This window comes from Streptomyces sp. NPDC001668, from assembly GCF_042893155.1.
Taxonomy (GTDB): domain Bacteria; phylum Actinomycetota; class Actinomycetes; order Streptomycetales; family Streptomycetaceae; genus Streptomyces.
The window spans coordinates 173,947-200,895 of record NZ_JBIAUQ010000006.1; the positions used below are offsets into that span (position 1 = coordinate 173,947).

The 26,949-nt window shown below is 67.6% G+C and carries 25 protein-coding genes; 6 read left to right on the forward strand and 19 right to left on the reverse strand.

Annotated features, from left to right (window positions below; translation table 11 throughout):
• Positions 1–98: 98 nt before the first annotated feature.
• From ACFYZ8_RS20495 to ACFYZ8_RS20505, 3 genes are read right to left on the reverse strand one after another with little or no spacing between them, the layout of a single operon-like run.
• Complete coding sequence (locus ACFYZ8_RS20495; protein WP_389049955.1) at positions 99–806, reverse strand: ATP-binding protein; 708 nt, start codon at positions 804–806, stop codon at positions 99–101.
• Positions 806–1,825, reverse strand: a complete 1,020-nt coding sequence (locus ACFYZ8_RS20500) for a hypothetical protein (protein WP_389049957.1) — start codon at positions 1,823–1,825, stop codon at positions 806–808. Before ACFYZ8_RS20500 ends, ACFYZ8_RS20495 begins: the two co-directional genes overlap by 1 nt.
• A 1-nt stretch (position 1,826) precedes the next feature.
• Positions 1,827–2,147: a transcriptional regulator gene (locus ACFYZ8_RS20505; RefSeq protein ID WP_389049959.1), complete on the reverse strand. Its 321-nt coding sequence runs from the start codon at positions 2,145–2,147 to the stop codon at positions 1,827–1,829.
• A 387-nt stretch (positions 2,148–2,534) separates the two neighbouring features.
• On the opposite strand from ACFYZ8_RS20505, the gene ACFYZ8_RS20510 reads away from it, so the two are divergent.
• The 4 genes from ACFYZ8_RS20510 to ACFYZ8_RS20525 all read left to right on the forward strand — a co-directional run bounded on the left by ACFYZ8_RS20510 (position 2,535) and on the right by ACFYZ8_RS20525 (position 5,587).
• Positions 2,535–2,975 carry a helix-turn-helix domain-containing protein gene (locus tag ACFYZ8_RS20510; protein ID WP_389049961.1) on the forward strand — a complete coding sequence of 147 codons (441 nt, stop codon included), beginning with the start codon at positions 2,535–2,537 and terminating at the stop codon, positions 2,973–2,975.
• 300 nt (positions 2,976–3,275) lie between these two features.
• Complete coding sequence (locus ACFYZ8_RS20515) at positions 3,276–3,806, forward strand: hypothetical protein (RefSeq protein WP_389049963.1); 531 nt, start codon at positions 3,276–3,278, stop codon at positions 3,804–3,806.
• A 12-nt stretch (positions 3,807–3,818) separates the two neighbouring features.
• Positions 3,819–5,012, forward strand: a complete 1,194-nt coding sequence (locus ACFYZ8_RS20520; RefSeq protein ID WP_389049964.1) for an MAB_1171c family putative transporter — start codon at positions 3,819–3,821, stop codon at positions 5,010–5,012.
• Positions 5,009–5,587, forward strand: coding sequence for a phosphatase PAP2 family protein (locus tag ACFYZ8_RS20525; protein WP_389049967.1), 579 nt, complete (start codon positions 5,009–5,011; stop codon positions 5,585–5,587). The genes ACFYZ8_RS20520 and ACFYZ8_RS20525 overlap by 4 nt, the downstream gene beginning before the upstream one ends.
• Before the next feature lie 12 nt (positions 5,588–5,599).
• Here the strand turns inward: ACFYZ8_RS20525 and ACFYZ8_RS20530 are convergent, their stop codons facing one another.
• The 11 genes from ACFYZ8_RS20530 to ACFYZ8_RS20580 form a co-directional block, all read right to left on the reverse strand.
• On the reverse strand, positions 5,600–6,376 hold the full coding sequence (locus ACFYZ8_RS20530; protein ID WP_389049969.1) for a phytanoyl-CoA dioxygenase family protein: 777 nt from the start codon (positions 6,374–6,376) through the stop codon (positions 5,600–5,602).
• Positions 6,377–6,715: 339 nt separating this feature from the next.
• Complete coding sequence (locus tag ACFYZ8_RS20535; protein ID WP_389049972.1) at positions 6,716–7,366, reverse strand: L-threonylcarbamoyladenylate synthase; 651 nt, start codon at positions 7,364–7,366, stop codon at positions 6,716–6,718.
• 32 nt (positions 7,367–7,398) lie between these two features.
• Complete coding sequence (locus ACFYZ8_RS20540; RefSeq protein WP_389049974.1) at positions 7,399–8,166, reverse strand: phytanoyl-CoA dioxygenase family protein; 768 nt, start codon at positions 8,164–8,166, stop codon at positions 7,399–7,401.
• Positions 8,150–8,980 carry a creatininase family protein gene (locus tag ACFYZ8_RS20545; protein ID WP_389049977.1) on the reverse strand — a complete coding sequence of 277 codons (831 nt, stop codon included), beginning with the start codon at positions 8,978–8,980 and terminating at the stop codon, positions 8,150–8,152. The genes ACFYZ8_RS20540 and ACFYZ8_RS20545 overlap by 17 nt, the downstream gene beginning before the upstream one ends.
• The gene (locus ACFYZ8_RS20550) at positions 8,977–9,771 is read right to left on the reverse strand and encodes a class I SAM-dependent methyltransferase (RefSeq protein ID WP_389049979.1); all 795 of its coding nucleotides are present in this window, start codon (positions 9,769–9,771) and stop codon (positions 8,977–8,979) included. The genes ACFYZ8_RS20545 and ACFYZ8_RS20550 overlap by 4 nt, the downstream gene beginning before the upstream one ends.
• Complete coding sequence (locus ACFYZ8_RS20555; RefSeq protein WP_389049982.1) at positions 9,768–10,436, reverse strand: HAD family hydrolase; 669 nt, start codon at positions 10,434–10,436, stop codon at positions 9,768–9,770. Before ACFYZ8_RS20555 ends, ACFYZ8_RS20550 begins: the two co-directional genes overlap by 4 nt.
• The gene (locus ACFYZ8_RS20560) at positions 10,433–10,837 is read right to left on the reverse strand and encodes a hypothetical protein (RefSeq protein WP_361922683.1); all 405 of its coding nucleotides are present in this window, start codon (positions 10,835–10,837) and stop codon (positions 10,433–10,435) included. The genes ACFYZ8_RS20555 and ACFYZ8_RS20560 overlap by 4 nt, the downstream gene beginning before the upstream one ends.
• A 20-nt stretch (positions 10,838–10,857) precedes the next feature.
• Entirely contained in the window at positions 10,858–11,928 is a 1,071-nt protein-coding gene (locus ACFYZ8_RS20565; protein WP_389049984.1) for an enolase C-terminal domain-like protein, read from the reverse strand.
• Positions 11,928–13,985 carry a hypothetical protein gene (locus ACFYZ8_RS20570; protein ID WP_389049986.1) on the reverse strand — a complete coding sequence of 686 codons (2,058 nt, stop codon included), beginning with the start codon at positions 13,983–13,985 and terminating at the stop codon, positions 11,928–11,930. Before ACFYZ8_RS20570 ends, ACFYZ8_RS20565 begins: the two co-directional genes overlap by 1 nt.
• Positions 13,982–15,079, reverse strand: a complete 1,098-nt coding sequence (locus tag ACFYZ8_RS20575; RefSeq protein ID WP_389049987.1) for a hypothetical protein — start codon at positions 15,077–15,079, stop codon at positions 13,982–13,984. The genes ACFYZ8_RS20570 and ACFYZ8_RS20575 overlap by 4 nt, the downstream gene beginning before the upstream one ends.
• A gap of 151 nt (positions 15,080–15,230) precedes the next feature.
• Positions 15,231–15,923, reverse strand: a complete 693-nt coding sequence (locus ACFYZ8_RS20580; protein ID WP_389049989.1) for an HAD family hydrolase — start codon at positions 15,921–15,923, stop codon at positions 15,231–15,233.
• An 87-nt stretch (positions 15,924–16,010) separates the two neighbouring features.
• On the opposite strand from ACFYZ8_RS20580, the gene ACFYZ8_RS20585 reads away from it, so the two are divergent.
• Positions 16,011–16,781 (forward strand): helix-turn-helix domain-containing protein, encoded by a 771-nt coding sequence (locus ACFYZ8_RS20585; RefSeq protein WP_389049991.1) that lies wholly within the window; start codon positions 16,011–16,013, stop codon positions 16,779–16,781.
• Positions 16,768–17,235, forward strand: coding sequence for an NUDIX hydrolase (locus tag ACFYZ8_RS20590; RefSeq protein ID WP_389049993.1), 468 nt, complete (start codon positions 16,768–16,770; stop codon positions 17,233–17,235). The genes ACFYZ8_RS20585 and ACFYZ8_RS20590 overlap by 14 nt, the downstream gene beginning before the upstream one ends.
• Before the next feature lie 7 nt (positions 17,236–17,242).
• Here the strand turns inward: ACFYZ8_RS20590 and ACFYZ8_RS20595 are convergent, their stop codons facing one another.
• From ACFYZ8_RS20595 to ACFYZ8_RS20615, 5 genes are all read right to left on the reverse strand, one after another.
• Complete coding sequence (locus ACFYZ8_RS20595) at positions 17,243–17,812, reverse strand: HD domain-containing protein (protein WP_389049995.1); 570 nt, start codon at positions 17,810–17,812, stop codon at positions 17,243–17,245.
• Positions 17,813–17,944: 132 nt separating this feature from the next.
• On the reverse strand, positions 17,945–20,923 hold the full coding sequence (locus tag ACFYZ8_RS20600; RefSeq protein ID WP_389049998.1) for an RNaseH domain-containing protein: 2,979 nt from the start codon (positions 20,921–20,923) through the stop codon (positions 17,945–17,947).
• Positions 20,924–21,016: 93 nt separating this feature from the next.
• Positions 21,017–24,316: a hypothetical protein gene (locus ACFYZ8_RS20605; protein ID WP_389050000.1), complete on the reverse strand. Its 3,300-nt coding sequence runs from the start codon at positions 24,314–24,316 to the stop codon at positions 21,017–21,019.
• Complete coding sequence (locus ACFYZ8_RS20610; protein ID WP_389050080.1) at positions 24,313–25,563, reverse strand: hypothetical protein; 1,251 nt, start codon at positions 25,561–25,563, stop codon at positions 24,313–24,315. Before ACFYZ8_RS20610 ends, ACFYZ8_RS20605 begins: the two co-directional genes overlap by 4 nt.
• 53 nt (positions 25,564–25,616) lie before the next feature.
• A complete protein-coding gene (locus ACFYZ8_RS20615) occupies positions 25,617–26,843 on the reverse strand; it encodes an XRE family transcriptional regulator (RefSeq protein WP_389050002.1) in 1,227 nt (408 codons plus the stop codon).
• Positions 26,844–26,949: the final 106 nt, after the last annotated feature.

A 26,949-nucleotide genomic window follows, 5' to 3' on the forward strand; every position in this document is an offset into this window, starting at 1 on the left:
CTCCGCGCGCAGGGGCGTCGGCGGAGGGGTGCGCTTGGTCGGGAGGTGCATGGGGCGGCGCGCTGAAGGCGCGGCCCGGCGGTACGGCCGGCGGTGGGTCAGGCGGCGGGGCGGTGGCGTCTGCGGTCGACCGGCTCGAACTCGACCCGGGTGGTCATCTGCGCGAGCCGGGAGGTGACGCGGTCGCCGAGGTGGGCCCGGAGGTCCTTGATCGCGAGGTTGGTGGTGATCAGCGTCGGGAGCATGTGGTTGTACCGGCGGTTGATCAACCGGTAGGTCACTTCCTCGACCCACTCGGACGCCTTCGCCGCGCCGAGGTCGTCGATGATCAGCAGTGGGCACCGGCTGACCGCCGCCAGCTCCTGCTCACTGTCCACCCCGGGGCGAGGGCGCAGGTCGGCGTACAGGTCGGCGGCCGTGGTCGCGCGCCACCGCACGCCCACTCCGGTCTGCACCAGCTGTCGGACCGCCCCGTACGCCTGGTGCGTCTTGCCCGCGCCGACCACCCCGGCCATCAGCAGGCTCGGGCCGGTGGTGACCTGCCGCCGGGCTCCCCGGCTGGGGGCGACGGCCTGCTGCGCGACGTCCCGCGCCCAGGCCAGGACCTGCGGGTGGTCGGCGACCGCGCCCTGGTAGCGCGGGGGCATCGTGGCCAGCAGGGCGTCCAGCGGGGAGAAGGGTTCGGGCTCGTCGGCCAGGGCAGCGACGGCGGCAGGGTCGATGTTGCGGGCGGCCAGGATCCGGGCCATCCGGTCCAGGGTGCCTGCGCCGCCGAGGGTCTGCGGGTCGCGGGTACGGGTGCGCATCACAGCTCCTCGGCGTAGGCGGCGGCAGCGTCGACCGGGTTGGTCCACGCCTGGTGAGCGGGCACGTTAGGCCGGATTCCCGGCCGCGCCAAACCGGCCGATCGAGCGTTCATGGCGTCGTTGACCAGGCTCGGCAGGCGGCTGGGGTGGCCCTGGATCTCCGCGAAGCGCTTCAGCCCGGCGCGGACGTGCTCCGAGGCAATGCCCTCGCCGAGGAGCTTCTTCGCGATCCGGCCAAGGTGTCCGATCACGTCGCTGGGCGGACGCTCGTCGCATGCGGCGACGTACTCGCCGATCAGGTCGTTGGCCGAGACGGTGGTGGCGGGCGCTGTGCGCCCCGTAGGGAATGAAGATCCAGGATCCAAGATCCTTGATCCAGGCGCCGAGCCCTCCGCGAGACTTCGGGGAGGCTTCGGGGAACCTTCGGCGAATGCCTCCCGACCTGCAGCTTTCTTGTCACGGCGATCAGGGGTCTCGGCGAGGCCGACCAAGGGGTCCTGCCGGGCGGCCGGGGCCCCGCTTCGGGGTATGGGAGGTGTCGGAGCGGCCTGCGTGGGCGGGTCGAGGGTTCGGGGAGCGTTCGCCGAAGTCTCGGCGACTTCTCGGGTAGGGGTGGGCGACGCTTCGGGGTGCCGGGTGCAGGTCCCCTTACAGGGACCGCACCGGGCTGCCGCGTGGTGCTGCGGGCAGGAGGGCAGCCGGGACTGGCTGGGCTTGTCGATCTTCTGGTGCTCGGACCAGGTCACGACGTGGAGGTAGCGGCGGCCGTCGCAGCCGGTGTACCGGCAGAGCAGGCCGGCGTTGGCGAGCTGCTGGAGGTCGTCCTCGACGTGGACCGACGTGTGCTCGGCCCGCAGGGGCCAGAGCAGCCCCGCGATGATCGCGGCGTTGTCGCGATGGCGGCCGTGGTCGTCGGCCTGGGTGAGGAGGCCGAAGAAGGTCCGCTCCGCCTCGACGCTCACCTCGGCGAGCGACTCGGAGAAGAACGCCTCCGGCTTGATGGTCCGGATCCGTGCCATGTCAGCAGCCCCGACCGACAAGGTCGCTGCGGGTGAGGGTCGCGGTGGCGAGGTCGAAGGTGTGAGGGCGGGTCCAGTTCACGTCCGGCCAGACCCGCATGATCCAGCGTGCCGCGACCCTGGCGGTCGTCCGGCTCAGCTCGACCGTTGCCCCGCCCGCGTCCTTGGCGATGGTGTGGGGGTGGGGCCACGTCTGTGCGGGGTCGGTGAGGCTGACCCGGATGGTGGCCGCGCCGGGGATCATGTCGGCGAGCTGGGCAGCAAGGCGGTGCTGGCGAGCCGTGTCCGGGCATGCCGGCGTTTCGCTCGGCGTGGCGAGCATGCGATACTCCGTTGTTCGTAGGAGTGCGGTGCGGCGGTTCTCGTGCAAAAGCCCCGCCGCCCGCGAGATGTGAATCGGTGCCCTTCGGGGCGCCGGCCCGGCGCTTGGGAGTTGGTAGCTCCCGGGCGCCGGTTTCATGTTCGGCTCGCACTGCGGCCTCACGGCCCTCTGAGCGGCGGCGTTCGCACCCGCTTCCCCCTTCGCTTCGGTCTGCTCCTCGGAGGCCACAGCCTCCTCATTCGCGCCAGTCGATGGCGACGCGACGACACTAGACCAGCAAATATGGATCACGTCAACTGAGGAGAATGGAACGACCACAGCAGGACGTGTATCGTCCACAGCAGTCGATACAACAAGAAACCAAGCGAGCTACCGAAGGACCCCGAAATGAGCGACGGAGCGCCCGCCGAGCCGCGCACCCTCGCGCAGAAGCTCGACCATCTCTTCAAGACGGTCCACCCGAAGAGCCGCGGTGAGTACACCTACGAAGAGGTGGCGCAAGCGATCCAGGAGTCAGGGGGGCCAACCATCTCGGCGAGTTACATCTGGACCCTTCGGAAGGGCAAGAAGGACAACCCGACCATGAAGCACTTGGAGGCTCTCGCCGGCTTCTTCGGTGTCGCCCCCGCCTACTTCTTCAACGACGAGTCCTCCGAGCGGATCGCCGCCCAGCTGGAGCTGATCGAGACCATACGAGACAACGATGTGGTCGAGGTCGCCACCAGAGCCTCCGGCTTGTCGGTGGAGACCCTCAAGACGATCAAGGGATTCATCGAGCGGGCCCGCCAACTGGAGGGGCTGACCGACAGCGAGGCGTCCAGCCAGTGAACCCGCGGCGACGCCGGGATGTCGGTATACAATCCGACAGAAGGTGTGACGCAGGTCACCCATGCGGGTCCATTTACGCAGTTCGCGGAGCCATCCACGTGCACGGCCGCCCAATTCAGCCTTGATCAAGTGACGCCGAATCAGGCCCATTTCTTGATCGTCGCGGCGTTGAGCATGATTTGAGCATGCTCCCGGCATATTCCCTTGAAGGTTGCCGTATCGTTCCCGTGCCGGAATGTTGGATTCCGGGGCGGCCTCTGCCGCAGACACGTACAGCGCACCTGCGGAGCCGAGTTGTCGTTGCGTAGCCGAAGACAGCAACCGGACGACGGACGTCAGGACCGCCCGGACATCGGGGATGTGCTCGCGTCAATCGACATCCCGGACCCGTTCGACATCCAGGTCCTCTGCGACCGGATCGCTGCACAGCGCGGTCGTCCGCTCCATCTGCACAGTGTCCCCGGCGTCTCCGGCACCGACGCCCCGTGCGGGGTATGGATCGCCACCGAGAAGGCCGACCACATCTTCCACGAGGCGGCGACCAGCCCGCTCCACCAAGACCACATCATCCTGCACGAGATCGGTCACATGCTCTTGGGCCACCGGTCGATCCTCGACGGCGTCCAGGCAGACGGCGGCGGCCTGTTCCCGGACATCGACCCTGCCACCGTGGTCAGTCTCCTCACCAGAGCCAGCTACGGTACCGAGGACGAACGGGACGCCGAACGTCTCGCAGGGCTGATCGCCGGCAGAGCCGCAGCCTCCCGCTCCAGCAAGACGCCACGCAGCAGTGTCCTGCGGCGCCTGGGCGACGCGCTCAGCGACTCGTAAGAACGCCCCGGAATGATCGACATACTTCCCGCGGTCCTGCTGTGGCTGGTCACGGCGTGGCGCACCCCGGCCGCATGGCGCGATCCCAGCAAGAGAGTCCTCTGGATCGCCTTTCTCGCTCTCGCCGTCGCCATCACTCTCAGGGTGCCCTCCGTCGCCGCCCCGATGGACGCCGCAATCGGAGTCAACAACCTGAGCGCCCTGGTCAAGCACCTCGGCTGCATCGTTGCCGCACATGCCGTGCTGACCTTCGTCCACGACATGGCCCAGGAGAATGCATCCGGACTGAAGTCCTCCCGCCTGCACCTCGTCTTCCCGTCGGCCGCGGCATCCATCGTCATGGTGCTGTTCTTCGCCACTCAGCAGCCGCGCGAAGCGGTCGACCTGCTGACCGAGTACTCCTCCGACTGGCGCATCGCCGCCTACGGAGGGGTGTGGACGGCGTACCTCGGAGCGGCTCTGTTCAGCGCCTCCCGGCTGTGCTGGCGCTGGGGCCGACAGCCGGACGCCGGCCTCCTCGGCCATGGCCTGCGTCTCACCGGCATGGGCACCACCATCGGCATCGTCTACGCGACGCAGCGCGTGGTCGTCATCGTCCTGGGATTCCTGGGGTTGAGCCCCGTTCCGGCCAGCACGAGCGAGATGATCGGCGGCCTTCTGCTCTTCGGTGCGCTGCTCTTCATCGTGACTGGCAGCACGCTGCCCGCCGCCGGGCGACTGCGCCGCTGGAGCCGCGAGTACCTCGACCTGCTGCAGCTGTACCCGCTCTGGCTCAGCCTCACGGAGGCCGTGCCCTCCGTACGCCTCGACCCGGCGCGACGCAGAACCACCGAGATCCTCCACCCCCGCCGCGTTCAGGACCGGCTGTATCGCCGCACCATAGAGATCCGAGACGCCGTCCTCACCCTCAGCGACCACGCACCCAGCAGCCTGCGTGACCAGGCCCGCGACCACGTCGTGGCCTCCGGCCTCATCGGAGCCCAGGCGGACATCGCCGCCGAAGCCTGCTGGATCATCGGCGCCCAACAAGCCCGGCAGCGCAACGAGCCCTTGTCCGGTGAGGCTCTCCCGCCCGCCAGCGGCGGCCGAGACCTGCCCAGCGAAATCCATGCGCTCAAGCAACTCGCCGAGGCCTACGCCTCCGATCTCACCCGCGCCTTCGCCGCCAAGCTCGACGATGCCCGAACCCTGGAGACGACGCAGTGACCCTTTCCCGCACGGCCCGCCTCATCACCGACACCCTCGCGCCGGCCAACCTCGTCATCGCGATACTTCTGATCATCGGCTGGCACAGCACAAGCAGCGTCACGGGGCTCGGGTGGGGCGTGCTGGCGGCCCTGTTCTGCGGCGGTATCCCGTTCGCCGTCATCATGCTTGGCGTGAAGCGCGGCAACTGGACCGACAAGCACATACGAGTCCGTGAGCAGCGCGCCGTCCCCCTCCTCGTCACGATGACGTCGGTGGTCGTCGGCATCTCGCTGCTTGTTGCCTTCAAGGCGCCCCGCGAGGTGTTCGCCTTGGTCGTCGCCATGCTCGTCGGCCTCATCGTGACCATGATCGTGACCGTCTGGTGGAAGGTCTCGGTGCACACCGCCGTCGCCAGCGGGGCGGTCGTGATCTTGTTGCTCGCCTACGGCATGAGCATGGCGCCGTTGCTGCTCGGAATCGCCGCCATCGGCTGGTCCCGTGTCGCCCTCCGCGATCACACCCCCGCTCAAACCGTTGTCGGCGCCCTGCTCGGCGGGCTGGCAGCCGCCGTTGTGTTCAGCCTTCTGCGCTGACACGCCCGCCCTTCAGCCTGACCGCAGCACCACTTCTGACGAACGGAATTCGGCGAGCGGATTGGTGACGGCCTCCCGCCATCGCTCCCGGTGACCGTTGGCGTGGAGCCGGTAGTACACGGTCTCGCGTCGCCCCTCGCCGGCCACGCCGTCGTGACCGCCGATGTTGTGAGCAAGTAGGTAGTGTGCGAACAGGACGCTGCCGGTGGGACCGACCGCCTGCGTCGGCTCGCCGAGCTCGATCTTGGGATACGGGCCCGGATTCATCTCCTCGACGCGCGCGAGGGTGTCGGCGCCGCGTTCGGCGAGGTACTGACCGAATCGCAGATGGGTGCCCGGCCACACCCACAGGTTTCCCCGGTGCCGGTGGTCATGGCCGGTGAGCCACACGCCAGCCAGCAGTGAGAAGGATCCGGGACGTCCGTCCGGTTCGGTCGGCGTCAGACCGTCGACGTGTGGGCCCCCCGGCCGATGCGGCCAGGGCGGAATCGTGGTGGCCACCTGCGCGAAACCAGGGTCCTGCACATCCAGATCCGAACGCAGCAGCTGGCCGGCGAGAGCCCCGACGCCTGTCTCCCGGTAGAAGTCAAGCAGTGGATGGCCCTCCACGGCGAAGCGCGGCCACAGGAAGTACGGTCCAACGTGATCGTCGGCGTGAGGCTGCCGCTCCAGCAGCGCAGCGACCAGTTCGCGCCCGTCGGCAATCTGCTCGGCGCTGAGAACCTCGGGAATCACAACGAACCCCTGTTGGCGGAACGCGGTCCTCTGCTCGGAGGTGATCGTCACCATGCGGTTCAGTGCAGCAGGCGGCTCCTTCTCCAGCAATCGAATTATCGAGCGGGCGCTGCCCGCTACGGAGCTCTCCGCAGTTCTTCGCCATCTGTGCCGATCGGCGCACTAGATGTCGGCTTCACCATCAGGGTCTACCACTTCGCCGGCCGCCCAGCGGTCTCGCTTCCCATGCCGATGACCCTGCTGTCCACCAGCTCCGGAGAGCACGTGCGCCTCGTTCCGTTGGGACGACGCTTATCAGGTTCCGAGCAACCGTGGCACGCCGAGGCCGCACGCCTGATAGCGGAGTTGATCCCTTGCGAAGCCTTGCTGGTGGTAGTTGAACGCTTCTGCGTCTCAGGTGCCTCGGACGTCGCGTCCCAAGGCTGCCGAAATGGCGCGCTGATGGACAAGGCCGGTTCGTACCAGCTGAGCCTCTGGCGTGAAGCAGTCCACGATCGTCATGTGGTTGGCAGCCGGGCAGATGCCGCCGTCCACGATCACCGATGCGACCGCGCCCGTTGTTGTCAGGAAGTGGTTGACCTCGTCGAGGGTGATGGCCGGGCCGGGGTCGTCGGGTCCCGCGTCGCCGGAGATATTGACCGTGGTCGCGGCGACGGGGGCGGTGGAAAGGGACGCCAGTCGGCCGAGGAGACTGGAGTCGTAGGTGGTCAGCGCGGGGGAACCGACGGCTGTATGCCTGGCGGCGTCGGCGGGATCGCGCCATGCCAGGAGGAGTGCGAGATCTCCGGGCCAGAACGCGTCGGCGAGCCGCCTGGCCTCCGCCGTGAACTGGAAGCGTTCCTCGCATGCCTCAAGGGAGGGCAGGACGAACGCCAGTGACTTGCCGGGCGGGCGCTTCTTGCCGTCGAAGATGCGCTTGCAGGCATCCGGGTTTCCGGCGTCGGCGCAAATCATGTACCAGCGCTTGGTCGGCACGATCACCAGCTCGCCAGCCTCGATCGCGCGTGCGGCGATGTCGAGGTCGGTGGGGTGAATCAGGCGCATGGATGGGCTCCTCACAAGGTCGCGGTCGGTGGTCATCGGGCCGTCGGGGCGGTAGCCGTGACGGCGGCGAGGGGTGGGTAGTCGAGCCACGGGTCGCGGAGGGCTTCGAGGCGGTGTTGGGCGTGGCGGGGGTGCGACACGCGGAAGTACGCCATGACTCTCGACGTCGAGGTGTGGTTCCGTCCCACCGAGTGCGGGACGAGGTGGTGCATGAGCAAGACGTCACCCGGCTTGCCCAGGAAGGGTGTTCCGCTCTCGGTGTCGATCTGTGGCGGAACCTGCTCGGTGACGCCGAGGGACCACTCGGTGCCGAACCACCGGGCCATCGTCTGGTGCCCGCCGGGCAGGTAGCGCAGCGCCCCGCCGTCCGGATCGCTGATGTCGGAGAGCACCACGCCGACGAGCAGCGAGAACGTGCGCAGTTCCTCAGGATCCAGATGCGGGCAGGCGACTCCGTCGACGTGCATCGCCTTCTCGGGCTGCGATGTCGCCAGCGCGTCCTCGGGTAGCCGGATCTGGATCTGCGTTGAGGTGACCGGCTGGATGTCGCCGAGTAGCTCCGTCGCCAGTTCCTCCGCTCCCGAATTCGAGAACAGCGCCAGCAGGTCCGGGTGTTGGCCGAGTTCGGGTGCGAAGGTGCGTTGTGTGTATGCGGAGATCTGCGAGGAGTCCATCTGCTCGCGGACCCAGCCGTCGATGAGGGACGCGGCTGGGGCGATCAGGTCCTCGGGGACGAGGCCGCGTCGGACGGCGACGCCGTCCCGTACGAAGCAGGTCTTCTCTTCAGGGGTGAGGGACATGGGTCCTCCGGAGGGTGTCCGGGACATCGGTGATGGGGTCTGTGAGGCGGGCGAGGACCTCGGCGCCCGCTTCCAGGGCGCTTGCGATGATCGAGTGGCCAGCGGCGGCGCTGGCTTTTCGGGGGTCGCCGCCGATGATGCCGAGTGAGGAAATGGCCGGGTCTCCGGATGACCATGGCCATGTGGTGCCGCGTCGGAGTATGAGCCGCTCGATTTCCTCGCGTCGGCCCGGATCGGGGGTGTGGTCGGCGGGGATGCGGCCGAGGTGCACCGTGTCCGGGGCGAGGGCGAGCATCATCGAGGTCTCGCGGACGCCTGCGTGGATTTCGGGCAGTTCGCTGTCAGTGGCCTCGGGCGACAGAGAGACAGGGTGGATGACGCAGACTGCGATGGAGTGGGTCCGCTGGAGTTCGTAGGCCAGCGTTTCAAGGACGCCGCGGTTTCCGCCGTGACCGTTGACGATGAGGAGCCGACGAGCGGTGGTGGCGCTGACGTACTGACCGACGAGGGTGTCGAGCAGGCTGCTGAACGTGGCGATGTTCAGCGAGACGGTGCCGGCTGCCCAGGCGTGCTCAGGGGAGAGTCCGTACGGCAGGGCGGGCAGAGCCCACAGGTCGTGGTGGTCGCCGTAGCGTCCGACCAGCATCTGGGTGAGTCGGTCGGCTATGACGGTGTCGGTGTTGAGCGGCAGGTGGGGGCCGTGCTGCTCCGTCGAGCCGATCGGCAGGACCAGGACCGAGTGGCGGCTGAGCCGCGCCGGGATGTCCGGCGCGGTCAGCAGGTCGTACCTGCGGGATCTCCCGGTTGCGCTCATGTCCGGTTCCGGCGGCCGATCCTGATGAGGAACTCGTTGTCCTCGCCGAAGGTGTCGTTGTCGCTGAACTCGGTCAGCGTCGTCTTGACCCTCGACTCGAACTCGTCCAAGCGGGTGCCGAACAGGTGCGGGGCCGCGAAGGAGGTCGAGTACAGGTATCCGAGGATGCTGTCGGTCGTCCAGGTGCGCTGGACCGGAACTCGTACTTCCTCGACCTGGTTGAAGGGTGACTCCTCCATGATCTCGCTGTAGGGGCGTTTGTGGTGCTGGAAGGTCCCCTGCCCGGCCCGCCGTTCCTCGCCGAGGAACTCCTTGATGACGCCGCGCACGGCTTCCTTCCAGGGGCTTCCGGCTGCCCAGAAGCTGTTGTCGCCGAAGACGGCGACGGCTCCGTTGGGGGCGACCTGTGCGTCGAGACCGGCCAGGACGGCTGCCTGGTCGAGCCAGTGGAAGGCCCGGCAGATCGTCACGAGATCCGCCCTCCACCCGGACGGCGGGGTGAACTCCTCGGCCGTGCATTCGACGAGCGACAGACTCGCGCCTTCCGGAAGTGCCGGGCGGAGCGCCGATTCGGCGGCGGCGAGCATGTCGGCGTCGTTGTCGATGGCGATGATGTCGTCGAAGCGTTCCAGGAGCGCTTCCACGACAAGGCCCGTCCCGGTACCGACGTCCAGCAGCCGGCGTGGGCTGTTGGTGGCCGTCGCCCGGTCCAGGACGTCGGCCACTTCGGCCGGGATGCCCGGACGGTACTGCCGGTAGTAGCCGACGGTGCCGGTGAACAGGCTGCTCATGGGTTTTCCTCCATGCGTGAGAGTGCTTGGACGTGCTGGGCCGCGGCCGAGAGGTCCTCGACGACGAGCACACGGTGATCAACGATTAGATCCGGCTCGGGAGTTGGACGGCCACGCGATATCCAGACGGCCCCGACTCCGGCGTTGACGGCCCCGACCACGTCGCAGGCCCAGTCGTCACCAATGTGGAGGATGTGCGCCGGATCTACCGCGCAGTGTTCGGCTACTGCGTGGAATGCTCGCCGGTCCGGCTTGGCGTACCCGATACGGCACGAGGGGAAGAAGTCGCTCACCCATGGCGCTGTTCGGCGCCGGAGCCCGTCGGTGTCGGCGTCCGCGCAGGTCACATTGGACAGGGTCACGACCGTCGCCACTTCGCTCAGCATGCGCAGGGCGTCCATGGTCCCGGGGAACAGCGTGAGGGGAGCCGGTGGTAGATCCCGGGGGAAGTCGGCGGGTGCGACCTGAAGGGCCTCGCACACGTCGGCCACGACGGCGTCGCCGAGTGACGGCTGCGTGTGCAGGCGGTCGCGCATGATCTCGCGCGCCTGCTGCGCCGGCAGGGGGGATGCCGCGGTCAGCCGCATCGTGAGGCCGGGGCCTTCCGCGGTTCCCAACGTTCCGCCGACATCGACGCTGATGAGATGGGGGCGTCGGCGGGTCACGCGGCGCTCCTCGCGGGAGGCAGTGCTGAGATGATGGCCGCGATACGAGCCGTACGGATCTCGCGCGTTGTGGCCTCGGACAAAAAGGTGAGGGCGTAGCGCAGTTCCGCGTCGTCCAGGGCCCCGAGGGTCCGCCCCTCGGCTTCGGCGGCCGACTCCAGGTCCCCCGGCGCCGATTGCGGACGCAGGCCATGCGGCAAGTGCAATGTCCCGGACCAGCATGCTCGGAGCACGGGCAGGGTTTCGGGGTCCGTGGGGTGCAGGACGGTGACGTCGTCCAGGGTCATGATGCGTACCGGGATGTTCGTACCGTCCAGGTCGAGACGTCCGGACAGAAAGGTGTCGTGCCCGCCGAGGCGTTCGGCCAGCACCAGGAGCGGCCCGTCAGGCGTGCGCCCCACGGATCCTTCCACTGGGAGGCTTACGGATGTTCGCGGCATGAAGCCCTCCTCGGGGTGGTGCCGAGACCGGGAGATTCCGGCAGGCGTAGGTGTCCGTGTTCGGGAAGCCAGGCGTGGTCGTAGATGCGTTGTCGGCCCGGCTCCCACTGGAGGCGGTACTCGGTCGCGGGGACGGCCTGGGGGAACGCGGCGGCAAGGTGGATGCCGGGGATCAGCGAGCGGCCGTGCGGATAGACCGGCACCTTGCGGGCGCGAGCAGCTGCCAGGACGTCGAGAGTCCTGGTGAGACCGCCGCATCCGACGACGTCGAGCGTCAGGGCCACAGGGCGAATCGTGTCGAGGACGGTGGCGGGGTCCTCGCGGAGCGAGAGGCGCTCGCCTATGGCTACGGGCACGGGCGTCGCTGCCAGTTGACCGTATACCCGGAGGTCGTGGCGTGGCAGAGGATCCTCCAGCCAGATCAACGCGGACGGATTGACCCGTTCGGCGAATGCCAGGGCCAGGGAGGGTGTCCACGTGCCCACAGCGTCCGCGGCAATCCGGACCCCTGTTTCCTCGGCCGCGTGTTCCACGGCCCGGACGAGAGTCCGCGCCGCCTCCGTCGGGCTGTGCGGTGATCGGCAGCGGAGCCCCCACTTGGTGAAGGCCCAACTGCCTGCCAGGACTTCGCTCAGGACGTCAGTCTCGACAGAGTCGGTCAGTTCCTTCGTCAGCCACGACGCGTACGCCGGTACGGTTCGGCGCGCGGTCTTCGGAGTCAGGAGGTCCGCCACCGGATGACCGTCAAGGCGCCCGTGCAGATCCCACGCCGCGCAATCGATGGCGCCCATGGCCCACGGGGCATGCGGGTCCGGACTCGCGACCGCCGGCCCCAACAGGCGCTGGAGGAGGGCCTGATGGTCTGTGGCATCGGCTCCGATCACGGTCGGCGCGAGGACCTTGTCGGCGTAGGAGGCGATGGCAGCGCTGACGGGGCCGTACCAGCCCGTCTCACCAGCCGCGTGCAGGGCGATGAAGGCCGTGTCATCCCCCGCGGGTTCGTCATCCCGTACGTCGACGACTTCGATCCGGTCGATGCAGATCGCGCTCATCAGGCCGGCTCCCGGGACGCGAGAAGACGATTCGCCGCCTGGACCAGGCCGGTGGGGGTCAGGCCCAGCTTGTCGGCGAGTTTCGCCTGGGGCATCGGGCCCGCCGGCTCCTGCCAGCCGATGACCTCGGTCGGACGGCGGAGCCTTCCCGCCAGCAGCCCCCAAACAGCGGCTGGATGGCCGAGGGTGACCACGAGTACAGCGGCGTGCCGGCCGAAGTATTGAGCGATGTCCCTGTCGGACAGCCCTCGCGGCCAGGTCGCGGGATCACCCAGCACGGTCAGGTCGAGGAGATTCACCGCCCGGACGCGGTAGCCACGGTTTCCGCGAAGCAGCGGGATCGCTTCGGCGGCGACGGTGGCCGGGAGGTCGCCCGCGGTGACGATGGTGATGTCCGGTTCGCCGTCATCGCTCAGATGTGGCCAGATGGCGAGGCCGTACGCCTGCTCCTCATGCATGGTGTCTGTGGGGTGGGCGGTCGCGGTGTGCTTGCCCGCCACGACGACGTTGACGCGTCCGTCCGAATGGAGCGCCTCTTCCAGAGCGGCTGCGGTACGGGTCGGGTCGGCGGGTGTGAGAACTCGGACAGTGGGGTCGCCCATGGCCAGGAGTGCTGTGGCGAAGGACGGATCGCCGTGTGTGAAGACGTTGTTCCAGCCGTACGACGTCAGCAGCAGGTTCAGGCTGGGCAGAACCGGCGCCCCCGTGAGGCGGCGCTGTTTGAGGTGAGCGGCGACCCCGCTCAGGAGCAGCGGAGCGAAGGCTTCGTAGGAGACCAGGACTCCGCGACGACCGCTGGCTGTCCAGCCGGCGAGCCACTCCAGCAGGACCTCCTCGGCCAGCAGCTCCTTGGTCCACGGTTCATCGGCCAGGCCCCCGAGACGGTTGGAGGCCAGCTCGTCCGGGCTGAACACCTGGAACCCGCCGTCCGCGGCGTGGTCGCGGAGCACGGTGGTCACGGCACCGGCGAACGTGCCGAAGCCCTCGCAGCCGAGCGGTGTTCGGCGCTCGGCCGGCCCCTGTTCGGCGTGCGTCGGGCGTAGTCGGCACCACCTGGCCGCCGCCATCGCACGAGCCAATGAGCCCTGCGGGCGGCCGTCGGGATCGAACAGCTCGTGGGGCGCGTACCGGGCGAGCCACCGCTCTAGGAGTTCCAGCTGGTCGACGACGCGTCCGGGGGCTGACAGCGGGGTCTTGTGGGCGCGCGGGGTGCCGAGAACTCGGCGGCCCTCCACCGTCTCCGGCCCACCCCAGCCCTTCGTGCACCGCAGGAAGACAGCGACACGGCAGCCACGGATGGTCGCATCCAGGGCCTCCTGGAACACCTCGTGAAAAGCCGCGTGCTCCTCCTCGGAGCCCTCGACGACATGCACCACTCGGCCGTCCCAGCCCTGGCCGGTGGCGTACGCGCGCAGCTGGTCGTCGGTCATTCCTCCCAGCAGGCTTCGACCACCCATCCGGAATCCGTTGACGTGGATGACGGGGAGCACCTGTGCGTCCGGCACGACGCCCGCGGCCAGCCACGAGGCCGCCGTCGTGGGCGTCTCGCATTCACCGTCTCCGACGACGGGGACCAGAACGCGGTCGGGCGTGTCGAGCGCGGCACCCTGGGCGAACGCGAGCGCACCTCCGAGCCGTCCTCCGAGGTAGTCACCGGCCCACAGGGCGGGATGGGCCTCGGCACCAAGTCCGTCGACGTGTGGGAACGCCCGTACAAGCCGGGTCAGGCCGTCCGCATCGGGCGTGAACTGGGGGCGGATCGAGTGGAGTTCTCCGCTGAGCCAGGCCATCGACAGCTGGACGATCCCCGCATGGCCGGCGCCGAGGATCGGCACCACGACCCGTTCCGGGGACGTTTGGCCTGCGGCCAGCGCGACATGGGCCAGTGCCCAGGCTGTTCCCGGAACGGTGCCCCAGTGACCGGAGGGGTCGGGCTTCACGTGCTCGTGGGACAGGGGCTCGGAGAGCAGCACGTTCCCACGCAGGTGCAGCTGGCACACCGAGGCGTATGTCGTGGCTCGCCAGAGGGCGTCGGCCAGGACCGCGACGTCGGTCATCGCCCACCGACCAGGCTCTCGTCGGCGAAGGTGAAGTACCACAAGGGCCGGTAGCACTCCCAGGCCACCGGACGCAGACCGCTGGAGCCCATGATCTCCTCGATGGCCCTGCGGGCCTGGAGGTAGAACTCCAGGTCCTGGGCGCCTTCGGACCGCAACCCGGCCATGATCGAGTTGTGGGCCTGGTACACCTGGAAGTTCGGGAACTCGGTGACGTACGGCGCGAGAGCCGCGACGCCATCGCGGAGTGCTTCGAGGCTGTCCAGGCCCACGATGTACGTGAACGAGGTGCCGTGGCCGACGCGCAGCGCGCGCTGGAGTACCTGCGCCATCTCGGAGGTCGCGAGTGTGGCCTTGCTGGCCTTGAGCAGCAGGTCGCGCCGGGTGAAGCACTCGGCGGTCAGGCGCAGCACAAAGGGGGACGCTTGCGCGGCGATCTCCTCGAACGCTTCCTCGGTGCGCAGCACCGAGGTGAGGAAGCCGATCCGTGCGTTGATGTTGTGCTCGGTGAGCACGCTCCGGAGCGATCGGAGGTGGTCGGTCGCTGCCCGCTCGCGTTCGAAGCAGCCGGTCGAGACTGTGATCTCACGGAGTTCGGTCAGGTCACCGCGAGGATGCTGTTCCGACATCGCGGCCAGCAGTTCGGTCAGCTCCCGCTCCTCCGACAGGCGGGGATCGGCAGCGGCCTCCAGGGTGTTGGGGCAGAAGGCACATCCGACGCAGCGGCTCCGGGCGTTCGGGTTGAGCGTCGCCGCTCGGCCGCCGTCACGGAAGTACCCGCCAACGGCTTCGTCAGCATCGATGCGTTCGACACTGCCGATCAACTCACCGCCGATCGTCAGCTGTCCGCTCTCCAGACGGAACGGCGAACGATCCGCGTTCAGCGGGACGATGACCTGCCAGGGCACGGACGGAGCGGTGGCGAGGCGCACCAGCACACGTGCCCGATGGCGTGGGATGTCCGACGAGATCCCGTGCAGGTTGATGGAAATGAGCAGCGAGTCCTCGATGGGAACGCCGTATCGGGCCGCGAGGCGCTCAACAGACGTGAGCGAAGCCGTTGATGCGGGTAGTTCACCAAGCACTGCGGACATGCGCACACTCCATCCCAGCCAGCCGTAAGGGAGTTCTGGTCCTGCATCGGCGGCCCGTTCCACCTCGGGGCCGATGAGAGAAGAGCGTGCAAGAGAACACCGGGACGGCTAAACCGCCTCCCGGGACGATCCGAGGACGTCTTGGGACGTTTCAGGGGCGAGCGAGCGCGCGAAGGTGAGCCATGAGGGCGTCGACGTCGCTCAGGTCCGGGAGAACAAGGTGGGCGCCGGCTTGTCTCAGCTCGTCTTCACCGTGGACGCCGGATGCCACCGCCACGACGTGCGCGCCTGATGTGAGGGCTGCATCGACATCGCGGGGAGTGTCGCCGACGAGCACCACGGCGGTGTCGTCCGGAAGGTCGTAGACGGCCCGGACCCTGCTCCTCGCTACGTCCACCAACGCCGCCCTGTCAGAGGAGTCGGCGCCGTAGGCGCCGACTGCGAGGTCCAGGAGGGCGTCCAGGCCGAAGGCACCGAGTTTCACCCGCGCGTTCGCGGCGATGTTCCCCGTAAGGACGGAGGAGACCATGTCGTCCTCCTCGGACACCGCCTTGAGAGCTTGACGGACACCAGGAAGAACCCGGCCGCGCAGGTTGAGGTCCGCCTCGCGGCCCGCTCCTGCCGCCTCCAGCGCGGCCAGCGCGTCTTCCCACGCAGGCGGTTGCAGTCCGTGATCGTGGAACATGTCCACGATGATCAAGCGGTCTGTGCGCCCCTCCGTGCGTGCGGGACGTACCGGCGCCCGACCGGCGAGAGCCGCGAACGCGGCGGCGTAGATCTCTTTGCTGACCCCGGAGTTGTCGATGAGGGTGTGGTCGATGTCCCAGAGCACGATGAGCGGCATCCTGCCAGCGTAAGCACACCGCCCGCGTACTCTCGATGAGCCGGTCGTCCTTGCGAGTGCGACCACGGGTGCGATTGGATTATCCGAGTGAATGAACGATTGCGCTCGGCACTCGTCCAGCGGGGGATCACCGAAGAAGATCTCGCCGAGCTCTGTTCCGTCGACCCCAAGACCGTGGGCCGCTGGCTCTCCGGCCGGGTGCCCCATCGCCGGCATCGCTTCGTCGTCGCCAAGCACCTGCAAGTGGACGAGGTGTACCTCTGGCCGAACAACCGCCAGAGACCCGTGCACCTCGAAGCCCTGAGGTCGGAGATCGTCGAGGTCTACCCGAACCGGGCCAGCGTCCCCAGGGACGTCTGGATCTCTCTCCTGCTCGGAGCCGTGAAGCACATCGACGTCCTCGTCTTCTCCGGTACGTTCTTCGCCCAGACCAACCCGCACATCGCCCGCATGCTGCAGGAACGTGCGCAGGCCGGAGTCAAGGTCCGGCTGTGCTTCGGGGATCCGTACGGAGAAGCGGTAGCCGTCCGGGGCCGTGAGGAAGGGATCGGCGACACCCTCGCTGCGAAAATCCGGGCCTCGCTGACGTATTACCGCGGCCTGGTCGGCGCCCCCGGCTGCGAGGTGCGGCTGCACGACACGACGCTGTACAACTCGATCTTCCGGTACGACGACCAGTTACTGGTCAACCCGCACATCTGGGGCCAGCCGGCGAGCGCCAACCCTCTCTTCCAGCTCCGGCGCACGGACGGCACCGACTGGTACGACCGCTACACCGAGAGCTTCCAAGCCGTATGGAACACCGCGCGCCCCTGGGCGCCCGACCGTCAGGAGCACAACCAGCGTGGGCAGGACTGAGTACTACAACGACCCGAAGGCCCCCAAGCCCAACACCCTGATCCCGGCCAGCAACCTCCTGGTCGTCAACAGCGAGGGCGCCATCCTGCTCCAGCGGCGCCGCGACACCGGGCAGTGGGCCCTGCCGGGTGGCGCCCAGGACTTCGGGGAGAGCCCCGCGCAGTGCGCCGTGCGCGAATGCGAGGAGGAGACCGGCATCGTCGCCGAGATCACCGGGTTCCTCGGCGTCTACTCCAACCCCGCGCACATCATCGAGTACTCCGACGGAGAGATCCGGCAGCAGTACGAAGCCGCCTACATCGGCCGCCCAGTCGGCGGCACACCCACGGTCAACGAGGAGGCCGACGGCGTGCGCTGGGTACTGCCAGAGGAACTCGACGGCCTCGACATCCACGCCAGCATGCGGGAACAGATCGGCCACTACCTCTCCGGCGACTACCCCTACCTGGGCTGAGCACGACCTATGCCGTCAGCCCGGCTGCGTCGGCTCGCGCCCGCACCCGCACCCGCGCCACACTCTCGTGGATGGAGGGTGCGGCCCGACGGATGAACCGTCCGACCACGCTGTCCGTGCCGTAGCGACCGAGGATCTCGTCGATCCGCGCGTACGACGTCGTCGGCGATCCGTCGGGAGTGGTGGTCATGTCGCAGTACACCAGGGCATCCACCAGGACTTCGTCGTCCAGCTGCGGAAACTCCGCCTCCAGGGTCTCCCGCAGCCCACGCTCCTCGGCTTCGAGCAGAGCGAAGGAGTGGTTGGCCACCAGCCGCACGACCCGCTCGTCCAACCCAGGCAGCATCCGCAGGTGACGAGCCCCGTCCAAAGGGTGAAAGCCCGTCACCGCCATGACCGGCGCATACCCGATGTCGTGCAGCACCGCGGCCGCAACCAGCGTCTCGGCATCATCTCCGAGGACTGGCGCCAGCGACTCGGCGCGGGCCGCCACCCCGCGGGAGTGAGCCCACCGGCGAGGCAGGGGCTCAGCGAGCAGGGACTCCGCGAGTTCGTATGCCCAACCGACCACAGCCATGGCAGCGAGCGTACCCATCGATCGGCTGTGAGCACTGCGAGGGGAGCCTCCGTCATTCTTTCCCGCGTCCGCTGTACGGGGTCGCCCGTGCCCCGATGCGGGACACGGGCGGCTGCGTGTTGGGCTCAGCGTCTACGCGTCGATTCCGTTGGCTGCGTTCAGGATCTCGACGCTCTCAGGGTCCTTCGGCGCCGAGCGTCGGTACTGGGGGTGGCCGAGGTCCATCTGGAGCGCCGCGTGGAGCGGAGCGGGGTATCGGGTCCGGTCTGACCAGGAGATGGCCTGGTGGCTGAGCCGGGCCGCGGCGACGGCCAGGATTTCCCGGTCGTACCCTTCCCGCGTGTACATGGGGGTGATCTCGCGCGTGGTCATGCTGTACCACGGCGAGTTCAGCTCGTTCTCCCGGCGCTCATCGGCGTTCTTCGACGCCTTGCCCGGGTCGGCGCGCCAGCGGGTCTTCCACTGTCCGTGGCGCTTCTTGCCGTAGTTGCGGGGCACGGTGAACAGGAACCAGGGGTGGCCTTCGGGTCGCTCTTCCGGGTAGTACAGGTCGCTTGAGGTCTTGAGGGTGACGGTCTTGCCGTTCTTCAGTTTCTCGGTGACGGAGACCAGTCGCGGCATCTCTGCCTGCATGCAGTTCATCCGAAGGATGCTGACGGGGTTCCAGGAAAGAGGAAGCCCGGTTCCGGGAAGCCACAGGCGGGGATCGTCGGTCTCCTTGCTGAGGCCCTGCTTGTTGTTGTGAAGGCCGGGCCATACACGGCGGCATGCGTGGCCGTCGATCATCAGGGCATACGGGAGTCCGTCGAGTTCGTCGTGAAGCTCCTTGAGAGCCGCTTGGACGTCTTCGCCGGCCTGTGCCCAGCGCTGGAAATCGCTGTCCCCGTCCTCCGTGTGAAGGGGGTAGTTGGCGGCGTGGAAATTGCTCTGCGCCAAGGCGTAGTGCTCCCACTCCGGGTGGATGTTGCTCCAGCCGAGCATGCGCCAGGGGCCGCCGGATTTCCGGGAGGGGATGATCGCGCTGGCGCAGATGATCCTCTTTGGCTCCCCCTTGAACTTGCGATCGGTGGCCTGCTTGCGGATGTGGATACCGACGAACGCCATGCGGGGCAGCGGGTAGGGGTCGTCGTCCGGGTAGAGGGCCCGTTCGAAGCGGTCGTCCACGACCCCGCACGACCGGTAGAGATCCAGCAGGCCCATGTAGACGCGATGGTCCTCAAAGGCCTTCTTGGGCCTCTTGACGATGCTGAAGGTCTTGGTGAAGGGGTCGTACACCCTGCCGATTAGGAACTGGGACGGCACCGTGACCTTGGCCAGTTCGCGCACGACCTGGTGCTTGGCGTCGCTTTCCTCAAGGGCCTTCTTCACATCGGCGGGCTTCATTCCCTCGTGCTCTTCGCCTCGCACGGGGATCTCGGTCTCGCACCAGGCGGCAAGAAGAACGCCGGGCTCCGCGAACCTGCTGGTGATCTTTTCTGTGTTCGAGGCCCGCTGGGTGGCGGGACCGTGTGCCAGAAGCTCCTCGGCGTTGCAGAAGACGGCCTCGATCCCAGGCGCGAGGGGGACGGATTCACCGTCGATGGGGTCGAGTTCGTCCGGGTCGAGCCCGTAGGGGTGGGCCAGGCCGTGGATCATCCGCATCCGGGTCTCGTCCCGGTACCACAGGCACAGGATGCGCAGGGTCTTGTACCCGGCCGTCTCGATTGAGCGACGGATGCTCTCGGGCGAGGGCTTGCCAACGAGGTCGACGTACTCGCCGTTCTCCTTCTTCCGCGTCTTGTCCCTGCCCTCGGCGGAGGTTGCCGGCTCATGGGCTCGCTTGCCGAAGATGTTCCCCTTCGACTTCAGCTCAAGGGCGGACACCTTGTCACCAAGAGCACGACCGATGTGCTCCTGGAGCAGCGCCAGGTGGTGGGTGCCGGCGCCGGTGCCGACGGCGAAGGAGTCCGTCTTCGGCATCGTCGGCCGGATCGCCCCGGGCGATGGCGTCAGGATGTCGATCCTCTTGCCGTTCTCGTCCCGGACGTTGAGCAGGCTTCGCTCGTGAGCGACGCGTTCCTCGATGGCGTTGAGCGAGGTCCTGTCGGCGTCCATCTTCGCCAGGATCTCCAACGCGTGCCTGTTCGTCTGACGCAGGCCACGCCCGTCCAGGGACAGGGAGAGCAGCGGCCGGTCCTTCCCCTGGTCCACCAGGACCGTGCTGGAGTGGATCACGGTGTTGTTGACACGGCGGATGTGGGCGTTCAGGTTCAGGACGGGGTTGGGCTCGGCCGTGTAGGTGGCCATCTTGACCGACAGGCGGGAGAGCGCGTACTGGACCTGCGCCCGGGTGGGTTTCTCAGGCCGGGCCTTGACCGCATCACCGAGGTCCACCGGATGGGCGAGACCGGCGAAGACCGGACCGATGGGGTTGTCCCACGCGATCAGGTCACCGTTGCTGACAGGCCGGTAGTCCAACGACGCGACGTTTCCTGAGGGCTGCCAGTCGACGGTCCTGTGCTTGATCTCACCGTTCTTGCCCTCGTACTCCTCAAGGACCGGCTCCATCTCCCGGTCCTGGAACGACACGGAAGCCAGCTTCTTGGCGATGTGCCACCTCACCGCCTCGTAGGCCCAGCTGTCGGGGCTGGCGGGCTTGCCGTCGTCCTTGGGCAGGATGTTGTCGGCGAGGCTCAGGCGTTGGGGAATGGTGTCCGCGATGCGCTTGGCCAGGTCGGGGACGTCCCTCAAAGGGATCTCGTCCACAGGAACCTTGCGGACGATTCCTTCCAGGTAGGCGAAGACATCCCTGAGGATCTCGGGCTTCACGGGGTTGAGCGTCACCATGAACGCCAGATGCTTGTCCAGGTAGACATAACCGTCAGTGATCTGCTGGAGAACGGTGACGGCGATGGAGTACGGAACGAGGAACGGGTCGGATTCCTGTTCGTTCTTGATCCATTTACTGTTCTGCGCGGCCGTACCCCTCAGTTCCCTCCACGCCTTGCGTGTAGGCGAGTGGTAGTCCCCGAAGTCCCAGACCATGGCGGTCATGCCGTCCAGGAGTTCCCTGGTGCACCTGATCGAGGTGGTGCGTGCGGTGAGATCCCGCTGGTTGTTGCTTCGCCCCATTGGGCGTTACCTCGCCTTTCTGGTTCCTCTCCCCGGGCAGAGGGAAGCGGTCGCGACTCCGTCTCGAAAGGACGGAGACTGGCAGTGGGCGGTTCAAATCATGTCGCGGTCGAGACCCGCATAGGTCAGGAATGCCTGAAGCGCTTGACCGTAGAGCTCGTTCATGATCTCGCGCTGCTCCAGATTCCAGTCGGCGTAGATCTGTTTGATGATCGTGGCCAGGTCCGAACTGAACTTCTTGTCGTGGATGGAGTGGTCCACGATGTGCAGGGTCATGTCGGTCTCGCCGCGGCGGGCTCGGCCGGCGAGTTGGATGAGCAGGACGAGCATGCCTGCCACGAGTTCCTTGCGGAGGTCGTGGTCCATGTTGGAGAACCGGGCCGGCGAGCGAAGGATCTTGGAGAGCTGCTTCCACGAGGCTTCGCTGGCTTTCCGCAGGACGGGAAGGGGCTCATCGCTACCGTCCACGGGAAGGGCGTTGACTCCGGCGGCGTTGACGCTCGCGTGCATCCAGTCGGTGTCCTCGATGCTGAGGACGGGACGCACGCACAGGTAGATGTCGCGGACCGCCGAGCGGGTACCGACCACGATGTTCAGGCCTCGCCCGATGACTGCGAGCGGGGCGATCAGGATCTCACCGCGGTCGGGGAACTCCTTCAGCTCCTCCCGGACCATCCTGTCCACGTGGGCGGGGAGATGCTCCTCGTAGTTCTGCTTCTCCGGTTTCTTCACCAGCAGGCAGACCCTGTGGTTCAGGCCGTCTGCCTGCGCCACCCCCGAGGCGAGGTAGGCGGCCTGCTCATAGGAGTTGACGGCGAGGATGACGCGGGCTCGTTCCGGTTCCTGCTTCTCCAGGCGGGCGAGGCGCTTGGCGAGTTGCTGCTCGTACAGACCCCTGCCGAGGTCGCGCAGAGCGTTGGGTTTCAGCTCGGGCGGGAGTCCTCCGATCCTCATGGCGTCGCCGTTGCCGCCTCGAACCGGGGTGGGAACGGTGACGATGGACTCGGGGCGGGTGTCGGGCAGCCACCAGCGCACGGGGGCATGGATGTGCTCCTGTACGGCCTGAGGAAGGTAGGCGGTCGCGGACAGGCCCATGACCGATCGCTGCACTCCGGCGGTCAGCAGAGCGGTGAGGCCGCCGAGTTCGGAGACGAAGGTGTGCGGGTCACCACCGAAGGAACGGGAGAGGAGTTCCGCCTCCTTCTCCTTGTTGTCCATTCCCTTCACCTGGTAGCCGTGGATGGACCGACCCAGCATCGCCAGGGGGTAGAGGGTGGCGACCGTACTGCTGCGCATGGTTTCGAGGATCTTGCGGACTGACCCGAGGTCCAGGTAACGCAGGGTCTGTGCCCGCTCGCGCAGACTGTCTAGCGCAGCGTCGAGTTCCTGGAGCACAGTACGAGTGACCAGTAGGTTCACCACCGCTGACCGCTTGTACGCATCCGGCACGATGGCGGCTAGGAGCTTGCGCATCTCCTCGCGTGTGTCGGTGAGATGGTCTTGGCCCCGCTGGGCGGTAAGCACTGTCAGGGCTGTCTGGACGGCCTCCCAGTCGGCTCCCTCGGGGAGTTCGGACTCCTCATGAAACTCGGACTCATGCCGGTGGGCAGGCATGACCTCTTCGAGAAGGACGAAGAGCTCCGGGGGGATGTCCTCGCCGGCCGTCTGGTCGGGGAAGAGGAGCTGGAGGATTTCGCGGTCCCGGGAGCGGGCCAGGCGCCAGCCGGTGTTGTCCCGGCTGGCGCCGTCGGGGTTGTCCGTCTCGTTGCCCGGGTTCAGCTTCAACCCGCTGCCGGAGCAGAGCCACAGCAGCAGCATCTCGGCCATCAGCCGGGCATGGCTGACCGGAGACACCAGGTCCATCTCGTGGACGATGGGAAGGTTCTTGGCGTCCTGGTCGATCTCCCGAAGCGCGGTCGTCCGCTTCCGGGACGCCAGGGTGATCTCCGAGGTGCAGCGGCTGACCGCGGCCGTCTGGAAGGCGTCGATCTCGTCGATCAGCATCACGTCGCAGGCCCGCAGCGTCATCTCCAGCACGCTCATGCCCCTCGTACCGCGTGCCTTGCCGCGGAACTCCTGCCCGTCCAGCACGACACCGATGCGGGTCCGGCCTTCCAGCAGGTTCGCGTGGTTGGTGACGACCACGGCCGCGTCGGCGGCCCGGTAGAACTGCTGGAACTTGCCGCACACAGGGGCGAAGGAGCAGGTGTGCCGGGTGGATCCGGTGGCGGCGGAGGTCAGCGACGTGCAGTTCTCCTCACCGTAGGGGTACAGGTTCGGTGGGTCCATGAGGGCCCGCTGCGCGCAGCCGGCCGACAGGAGCCCGATGTCGGTCCTGGCACGACGGTCCCACTGGTCGATCTGGGTGGAGGGGCTGAGGGCGGCGTAGTCCATGGCCCGGCGGTGCATGCTCGTCGGCGACATCAGTGGAGTGCAGTGTGCGGGCTCGGGGAGATGCCTCTCCCTGTGCAGGTAGGCCAGGTCGTTGTTGATGTCCCAGGCCATGTCGAGGGTTGCGCGGACGTCGGTGACCGCGAGGGCGATCCGGACGTCGTTGAGCGCCGCCCAGGACGCCATGACCCGCACCAGGACCGTCTTGCCGCTTCCCGTGGGGGCGTTGAGGACCTGGAGGTCCCCCGAGGTCAGGTCGAGTTCTGTCAGCGCGCCGTCGGTGGTCTTCATGCCCTTGAAGAAGCGCTTCAGGGTCTTGTGGAGGTAGGCGACGCTCTTGTCCTGGCCGCTGAGGATCTTGGCGACCTTCAGGAGTTCCTTCACCGTCGGTGCCACACGGTCGCGCTGCGGACGGGTCCTCACCTGTGGCAGAGCCTCGTGACCGGGCGCTTCGAGGAAGCCGGGGGTCTCCTGGATGTGGATGTCACGGCTGGTCGTGCCGTGCTCCTTGCCCAGGTAGGCGGTTCTCGTCCTGTGCGTGCCGGGACCGACGAACGCCTGCGCCTTGGGGCGCTTGCCGAAGGTGAAGAAAGGGCCGACAACACGCCGCGCATAGTCGAGGCAGTTCCCTCCCACCCGGGGGATCACGGCGTCGGCCGTTTCGGGTTCCCTGGTCGGCAGTCGCAGCGAGCCACCTGTCCTGTCGGCCATGTCGGCGTCGGGAGCGAAGGCTCCGAGCAACGCGAGGGCCGCCGCCTTGAGCTTCTTCGGGTCCGTCCACTCCGGCGACATCAGGACCATCACCTGACGGATGACGTTCCTCTCGGCCACCGGCAGCCTCGCCCATTCCGACCACGCCCGCGGCTTGCGGTGGGCGAAGAAGGAAGCCTCTTCGAAGCCGGCCAGCACCCGGCCCTCGTCGTCCTTGCGCGGAAAGTAGTGCGCCGCCAGTGCGAGTGCCCCTGCCAGGCCGGCTTCGCGGCCCGTCATCTCCCCGCTCACGCCCGGCCCTCCTTGACTCCCATGATGACCATCTCGACGTAGTCGGTGGCGGTCATCGCCGCCTTCATCCCGTACATGCGGCACACCATGTCGAGCTGGGCCACCTGCTCCTGGCGGTGGTCAGGCACGACCAGGTACTCCGCTCCTCCTCGGTCGCCACCGTCCATGTGGAGCTTGCTGACCAGGTGGTTCACCCAGGTGTAGTCCTTGAAGTCGGCGGGGAACGCTGGCTTCTCGCTGTCCGGGTGAGTGATCCAGTGATCGCACTGGTCTCCGTTGGGCCACAGGTGTGACGTCCAGGCCGTGCCCTCAAGGTCCGCTGAGACAGCCCGGTGAAGAGCCAGTTCAGGGAGGCCAGGGACGACGGTGTAGCGCCACACCGGCCGCACCAACGCCACGTACTCCTCGACCGGCTGAGCCTCCGGCAGCTGCGGAACTGCCCCGGTCCACAGTGCAGCGAAACGTCCGGATGGGACTCTGCACCCAAACGTCGGGCTCAGGGTGGGGGCCGACTTCTTCCGAGCGGTCACGACGAACTCGTAGGACGCGCCGGTCTCCTCGTGCCAGGGGTACAAACACCGCACCCTGCCCTGGATGCGTGCACCGGCACGGGTGGCTGCCACCTTCATCGGCCACTTACAGGCGGGACAAGGCCACCACCAACCGTTGTACTGCGCGTATTGGGAGATCGGCTTGTAGAAGTCGTTCGCCCGGGACGGCAGCTTGAGGTCGGGGAGGCTTCCCTTCGGGACCGTCGGGTTCTCCACCAGCGTGGTGCGGTGCCTCTCGTAGAAGGGGCCTTTGATCGCGCTGAAGACGGCTTCCTGGCTGTACTCGTCGTCCAGCTTGGGTTTCGTCACCTGGCCGCTGAACTTGCCGACCTTCTGGGCGGCCCGCATGACGCGCTGGGCTTCGTGCCGGAAGTCGAACCCGTCCTCGGTGGCGACTCCCTCGCTGTCCATCAGCCGCACGCCGGCGAGAGCTTGGGTGTCGATCCAGTCCGGCAGCAACCCCTCCAGGGAGCCGGCGCGGTCACCGGTGAGCCGTCCCAGCAGTTCCTCAAAGCGGATCAGATGCCCGGGGCCGCACGCCGCCATCAGGATCCCGTGGGCCTCGATGAGCCGGTCCAGACGCTTCGGACCGTCCAGTTCTTCACTGGCGATCGCGTGCTCACACACGGCGAACGCCTTGACGATTTCCAGCAGGGCATGCGTCTGCTGAATGCCTGTTGTGTCGTCAGCTTGCATCACGAGCCGGAACCCTACGACAGGGCACTGACAGCGGCCCTCCCCCGAAGGCCTTAATCGAAAACGCCTTCGAACCCCTGAGTGTCGATGCCGGGATACAGAGCACGGTAGGCGTCGAGGTGGTCAGTGATGTGGCGCCGGCCTGAGTCGGTGAGAAGCCACCGGTACGGCCCGTGGGTCACTCCGTCAGGGTGTCGAAGGACGATGAAGCCTCTGCTCGGGGTACGCCCGTCGGGGCTCTGCCCCACCGCGAGGTAGTGCGGTCCACGTCCGGCAAGACTGCCGTCCACTCCCTGTGCCCCAGCGCGTGCGACACGGACCATGATCTTCCACAACCACGGCGACAGAAGCGGCGCGGGCGGTCCCGCTTCGCGGGAGACACCCAGCGCCGTGCGGGTCACCGCTCTGCCACGCCGGGTCATCTCAACCCTGGTGCGGGGCACGTCCCCCAGTCCGTCGAGATGTACCCGGTCCCGGTACACGCGGATCAGACCGCGTCGTTCCAGAGCGGCCACGGAAGACCCGGCGCCGGGATCATGCACCCCGGCCTCGCGCAGCCGCTCCTGAATGCGGGTGTAGCCGACGACGTCGGACGGGACGGAGAGGGCGAGTGTCATGCGCCGCCACTCGACTGCGGGCTGCCGCCGCGCTCCCGCGTAGCGGTTCTGTCGCTGCTCCGCCTCAGCCTCCTGGTCTTGCCGGAAGATACAGGTCAGGTAGGTGCGCTGCCGGTCGTTGAGAGCCTGCCAGGCGGTCATCGACTCCTCGGACGGCCGTCGCGACTGCCGCTCGGGGAGTACCGGGAGGGGGTCCTCCGGGCGGCTGCGGAGCCAGGCATCCACCACCACCCGGACGGGAACCCCGTAGACCTGGGCCAGCATGCGCGCCACCTGCCCCAGAGTCTCGGGAGAGCGCCACATCCAGCCGCGTACGTGTCTGCCGCGTTCCAGGTCCCGGATCTTCTCAGCGTTGAGATGCAGACCCTGCGCGCCCCGCTTGCGCCGCAAGGCTGAGGCGGCCTCTTCCGTGCTGATGCCCGCGTCGCGGCGCAGGTCCGCGAGGGTCTCGGTGCCGGTCTCACGGCCCGTCAACTCGTGCGCATCGCAGCGCAACACCTCCAGCAGCCGACCGAAAGCCCGATCACCGACGGCCCGTGCTCCCGTCTCCCAGTGGCGCACGGCACGTGACGTAACACCGACCGCCTCAGCGAGCTCCTCCACGCTCATATCCCTGAACAGTCGCTGGCGTACCAAGGCTTGGGGAGAGATGGGCTGCGCCATACCTCCAGCAAAACGCAGTGAACAGTTCACCGCAACTGTTTTCAGAGCCCGGCCGCCAAAGGCACCACGACGCTGGGGCCTCGAAGACGTGCACGCCTGCCGTGGG